At 45.5% G+C, this 5814-nt stretch carries 7 protein-coding genes; 2 read left to right on the forward strand and 5 right to left on the reverse strand.

The annotated features are described in order from the left end of the window. Position 1 precedes the first annotated feature (1 nt). Positions 2-721, forward strand: a complete 720-nt coding sequence (locus F6K52_RS31000) for an ABC transporter ATP-binding protein (protein WP_293087982.1) — start codon at positions 2-4, stop codon at positions 719-721. Between the two features lie 94 nt (positions 722-815). Here the strand turns inward: F6K52_RS31000 and F6K52_RS31005 are convergent, their stop codons facing one another. The 5 genes from F6K52_RS31005 to F6K52_RS31025 all read right to left on the reverse strand — a co-directional run bounded on the left by F6K52_RS31005 (position 816) and on the right by F6K52_RS31025 (position 4956). Continuing rightward, entirely contained in the window at positions 816-1814 is a 999-nt protein-coding gene (locus F6K52_RS31005; protein WP_293087984.1) for a beta-ketoacyl-ACP synthase III, read from the reverse strand. A gap of 200 nt (positions 1815-2014) precedes the next feature. After that, positions 2015-3232: a transposase gene (locus F6K52_RS31010; RefSeq protein ID WP_364420578.1), complete on the reverse strand. Its 1218-nt coding sequence runs from the start codon at positions 3230-3232 to the stop codon at positions 2015-2017. Continuing rightward, the gene (locus F6K52_RS31015) at positions 3120-3728 is read right to left on the reverse strand and encodes an IS607 family transposase (protein ID WP_293087988.1); all 609 of its coding nucleotides are present in this window, start codon (positions 3726-3728) and stop codon (positions 3120-3122) included. Before F6K52_RS31015 ends, F6K52_RS31010 begins: the two co-directional genes overlap by 113 nt. Positions 3729-3781: 53 nt before the next feature. After that, on the reverse strand, positions 3782-4840 hold the full coding sequence (plsX, locus tag F6K52_RS31020; RefSeq protein WP_293087990.1) for a phosphate acyltransferase PlsX: 1059 nt from the start codon (positions 4838-4840) through the stop codon (positions 3782-3784). Beyond that, positions 4810-4956, reverse strand: a complete 147-nt coding sequence (locus F6K52_RS31025) for a hypothetical protein (RefSeq protein ID WP_293087992.1) — start codon at positions 4954-4956, stop codon at positions 4810-4812. The genes plsX and F6K52_RS31025 overlap by 31 nt, the downstream gene beginning before the upstream one ends. Positions 4957-5034: 78 nt before the next feature. On the opposite strand from F6K52_RS31025, the gene F6K52_RS31030 reads away from it, so the two are divergent. Continuing rightward, on the forward strand, positions 5035-5814 hold a 780-nt coding region (locus F6K52_RS31030), incomplete at its 3' end, for a D-alanyl-D-alanine carboxypeptidase (protein ID WP_293087994.1).

The following is a 5814-nucleotide window of genomic DNA, read 5'->3' on the forward strand; positions in this document are numbered from 1 at the left end:
CATTGATAGTCTGTATTTTTCCTACCCAGACCAACCGGATAGTTTACGCAATATAAATCTCACCATTAAGCCAGGGGAACGGGTGGGTTTGATTGGTCCGAATGGTGCTGGTAAAACTACTTTATTTCTAACCATCTGCGGCATTTTAAAACCAACTAGGGCAAGAGTGATGCTGTTATTTGGCAAACCCGTGGTAGCGGGTGAGTTTCGCCCAGAAATTGGTCTGGTGTTTCAGAATCCCGATGACCAGTTATTTTCCCCTTCGGTCTGGGATGACGTAGCCTTTGGACCAGAGAATATGGGGTTACCAGCGGTTGACGTGGAGCAGCGAGTTCAAGAAGCCCTATCCCTGACGGGTGTGGAACACTTAGGGGCTCGAGTTCCCCACAACCTGTCTGGGGGTCAGAAGTGTATGGTAGCGATCGCAGGGGTTTTAGCCATGAGTCCATCTCTAGTGCTTTACGATGAACCCAGTGCCAATCTTGACCTTCGTTCCCGGCGTCGCTTGATTAGCTTTTTGAAACGGTCCGGGGAGACAATACTGATTTCCTCTCATGACCTAGAACTGATTTTAGAAGTATGCGATCGCGTTTTGCTACTTGACGAAGGGCAAATTATTGCTGACGGTCCTCCTCAACAGGTTATGGCTAATCAGCAGCTGATGGAGGCTCATGGTTTGGAAAAGCCTCACTCTATAGTTTCAGTTATCAGTAATCCTTAAAAAGTTAATCATTGTTGACTGTTGAGTTTTAACCGTCAACAATGATTAACTGGGTCAGGATGGTGCTGGAGTATATGGTGCTGGAGTATCTCAATTACCTTCCCCACTTAAAAACTGCTGCTCCCCAAGTCAATCCTGCACCAAAGCCGGAGGTAGCTATAATATCTCCTGATTTAATTTTCTCAAGCCGCACTGCTTCATCCAACACTATAGGTATAGAAGCCGCTGAGGTATTACCATATTGGGCGAGATTACTTAGAACCTTGTGCTTAGGAATCTTAAGACGTTGGGCAACTGCATCCAGAATCCGCTGATTAGCTTGATGCAAGACCAGCCAATCCACCTGTTCAGTGCTGATATCAGCTCGGAATAATGCTTTTTCAATCACTTCCGGTACCTTTTGCACCACAAATCGATAAACCTCTTTGCCACTCATGGCAATGGGCTGATAAGTGCCTTTAGCAACAGTCAAACCCTTGACTATTTCCTGCTGTTGTGATTCATAGGCTAACTGAAGACAGCTATTCTGGGTACCATCACTACACAGTGCAAATCCCAGTAAGCGATCGGATTGATTTGCCTGCAAAACTACAGCCCCAGCACCATCTCCAAATAGTACACAAGTACTTCGGTCTGACCAATCCACCCACCTCGACAGAATATCGGCACCAATTAGTAAGACATTTTGGTACAGGCCAGTGCGGATAAATTGGGACGCTGTAGCCAGTCCAAAGACGAACCCAGAGCAGGCTGCGGTTATATCAAAGGCAACTGCTTTTGAGGCTCCCAGGAGTGCCTGAACTTGATTAGCACTGCCAAACAGATCATCTGGGGTTGAGGTGGCTAGGATAATCAGATCTAGGTCTTCAGGAGCAATTCCAGCCATAGCGATCGCATCCCTTGCTGCCCCAGCAGCCATCTCACTTAGACTCCCTTGTGCATCCATCAGATGCCGTTTCTGAATTCCGGTACGGCTGGTAATCCACTCATCCGATGTATCAACCATCTGGCTTAGTTGATGGTTATCGAGGGTAACCTCTGACGCTGCGGAACCACTTCCGGTAATAGCAATGCCTGTTCCTAGTTGATTCAAGGCTCTTCTCCATCAGTTGCATTCCATGTTTTTCTCTTCCCAAGTTCGCTGCTTAGGGAGAAGACAAAAAGACTGGTCATTGGTCTATCTTGCCATCAATGGCACACTCAACTATAGCACACAAGCCTTAAACAACTATGTTGTGAGGCTTATGGGACGCTCAAGCTAACAATCTGCCATTATCACGGAACCGATACTTTTTAGCTACCAAAATCTACCAAAGGTAAATCTTGGCTCACTAATGCAAGCTGCTCTCGCAGCCAGGGGGTATCTCCCAAAGCTCGCAGAAATATGCCACGAGCGCCGTTGATGTCTCTGTCCATGACTTTGCCATCAACTTTTGATTTAATAGTTTTGCTTCCGCCGATATTGACTAGCTCTCCTGTCCAGCTAACAGTTTTACTGGTGTAGGCTTCACAGACATCCACGACAGTTCTTCGAGTTTCTTGAGCTTTATGCTTTAAGAATTCTTTAAACCGATAGTGAGCAAAGTTAAGCATGTTACGAACCGTCAATGACCTGATCTTCCTGCCTTTCTTTTTTGACATCTGAGACGTCTCAAAAGTGGGGAGTAAAATCACATCAAAATTATCAACTAAGAATCTAGCTGTCTTATGGTGAAGCTCATTGATCAGATTCTGAATTTTGATTACCATTCGTCTAGCGGCTTTTCTCATCCTGCGCTTCTGCCCACGTTTAGCTTTACTGATTCTAGACAGTAAGTTATCTAAATGCTGGCATAATCGTTGGATACGGGAGAAATCTCCGTGCCCAATCTTTCCTACAGATGTTTTACTGAAGAATGTGACAAAAGTTCTGACTCCAGGGTCTAAAGCAACTACTCTGCCTTGGTTGTCGGCTTCTTTTAAAGTTACTTTATAAGGAACCACTAGATAGTAGCTTCCATTATTACTAGTCATTCGGCAATCACAAATGTTACCGGGCAAGTCTTCAGAGTAAGTCAATTTTCCTAACTTTGTGTGATATATTCCTGCATCAGAAACGGCTGACTTGGGAATATAGCAAGACTGAATAGGATTTTTTCTTGATCTAAACCTTACCCGATTAATCTGTGACGTCTTTTTGGACTTTTTCTTGGCCTCCCTGACAGCAGTGCAAGCGTCCTTTATCGCGATCGATTTAATCTGATAAGGTACGTCCTTGCACCACTCTGGAAGGTCATGTAGTATCCCAGTCTTAATTGCTTTCCAGTTGGCTTTCACAACGCCTATCTGGAGGATTTTGACGGTCTTGTTGAATACATAACGGGACACTCCAAACCATTTGCGAATGAGTGTTCGCTGGTCAGGATTTAGGAACAGTCGAATCTTCTTTGATTTTTTTACCGTACTTCCGGAGTCCGTGAACCCGACAGGAGAAGACGTGAATGATGGAGAGAAGATCTGCGGTAAGTTCAGATTCGGGGCAGCTTTCAGGTTGGCTGAGAACCAGGATCTTTCCACCGTTGAGACCGACCAAGTACTCAATGAGTTCAAACCCGAATCGGGTAAGTCTGTCTCTACAGGCAATAACAATCGTGAGCTTATCTCCGCGCATAAGTCGCTCCAGTATGGTTCTAAGCCCTTTCCTTTTGTAGTTGAGACCTGAGCCGATGTCTTTGATGATTTCGGCGTCAGGGAAGAGGGAATGGAGATAGGCGACTTGTCTGTCGAGATCGTCTCTTTGCTTACTGGTACTGACTCGGCAGTAACAGATCGTTTTAGTATTCCGTTCACGAAATTGATCAGGTTTTGAACATCTTGCTCCGAACCTGAGTACATCTTCTGAATGAAATAGTCTAGTTCCGCCTGGAGTCCTTTCGCATCTGAGGGTGCCATTATCTGCGTACTTCCGTAATGTGTTCCGTGATAGTCCCGTAAGTTCGACCGCCTTACGGATTGGTATAAGTGCCATACTCTAAATCTAACACTTACTTGTAGATAGTGTTAGATTAGTGGACATTTTAATTAACTGTCACAAGCCTCACTGCTGGAATTAGTAGCCACTGATTCCTTAGATTTTTTGAAGTGATTACCTTTAATCCGCTCTAGTACTTGGTGATCAATGGCTTCTTTAGCCAACCGAATGGCGTTAAAAATCGATGGGGCTTGGGAGCTACCGTGACTAATAATACAAATTCCTGCCACCCCCAAGAGTAGAGCACCGCCATGTTCGGCATGATCCATACGCTGCTTAATCCGCTTCAAGTTGGGTTTTAACAACGCTGTACCTAGCTGACCTTGTATCCCTTGAGGCAGTTCTTCTCGGATAATTTGCAGCATCACCTCCCCTACTGCTTCGGCAAACTTGAGCAGTATATTGCCCACAAAACCATCGCACACAATTACATCAAACTGACCTGAGAGTACATCTCTACCCTCAGCATTGCCAATAAAGTTTATTCTGGAATTCTTTCGTAGCAGTTGATGAGTACGGATGGCCAAATCATTGCCTTTACACTCTTCTTCACCAATATTTAGCAGACCCACCTTAGGCTCTTCGAGACCCAAGACATACTTGCTATATACTGACCCCATGATGGCAAACTGCTCTAGATATTTAGGGCGACAATCCACAATTGCCCCCACGTCCATTATAATCACTGGCTTGCCAGCCATGATGGTAGGAAACACTGCGCCAATTGCGGGACGGTCAATCCCTGGCAGACGCCCTAAGCGCAATAGAGCCGCTGCCATGGCTGCCCCAGAGTGCCCAGCACAGACTACAGCGTCAGCACGTCCTTGCTTGACTAAGTCCATGGCTACGTTAATAGAAGCCTTGGGCTTACGCTTCAAGGTCACCAAGGGTTCTTCATCCATGGCAACGACACCATCAGCAGCTACAATTTCTATCTGACTTGATCCGTGGTGTTGGGAAATAGAGGATCTAATTTGCTCAGGATCCCCTACCAACAATACCTCTACCCCTAATTCAGCTTGTGCTCTAATAGCTCCAGCAACTATTTCATGGGGGGCATAATCCCCGCCCATAGCGTCTATTGCGATTCGTGCGCCAGTCGATGCCATTGCTCAAAGTTTATAGAAACCTTCCACATCTTACCAGAACCATTACCTGGAATAGTAAACAATGTGATCTGTTTGACTTGAGGTTTGGGACCGGTTAAGGCGCATGATGGTGACATGTTCTCAACAGAACTGTTCAGTAGCAGCATTCAATATCTAAAATAGAGCAGCCTCAAGAAACAAATGTGGTGTAGTGAATGCTAAAACAACTTGCTGCTGGGATCCTTGCCGGTGCGTTTGTCGTTATATCTGTGAAACTATGGAGAAATCTACAACCGATCAACCTTGATCAAGCTCAACTGATGGCTTGGCGGGATACCTCTTTGTTTAGCTTGCCAGCTGAACCAGACCCTTCTGCTGAAGCGATTGTGGACGAATTCATAGAAAAATGGAGTGTTCAAGGTTCAGCAGTTAAGCAAGGAGTATGGATTCAATCGGGACTGACTAGACTAGCGACCCACCGGGGAAATGTTCCAATACCCGCAGCTTCAATCACAAAAATTGCCACTAGTCTAGCGGCATTACAGCAATGGGGACCAGCTCATCAATTTGAAACTAGAGTCAGTGCCACCGGAATAGTTAAAGATGGGGTATTGCAGGGAGATTTGGTAATTACTGGTGGTAGCGACCCGTTTTTTGTGTGGGAAGAAGCGATCGCATTGGGTAATAGTCTAAATCAACTGGGAATCCGCCGGGTCACTGGGAATTTAGTCATCATTGGCAATTTCACTATGAATGATAAGGACAACCCAGAAATTGCTGGTGGGCATCTCTTGCAAGCTTTAAAATCCAGCAGCTGGTCTTGGCAGATTGTCCGCCAGTATCAATCCATGCCCAAAGGAACCGAGAAACCCCAATTAGAAATTGCTGGTAATGTAGTCGTATCTGATACTCCCATTCCGAAGCAAGAATATCTGTTACTCCACAAGTCTTTGCCCCTGGTAGATATTCTTAGAGAGATGAACATCTACAGTAAT

Source organism: Moorena sp. SIO3H5, assembly GCF_010692395.1.
GTDB lineage: Bacteria > Cyanobacteriota > Cyanobacteriia > Cyanobacteriales > Coleofasciculaceae > Moorena.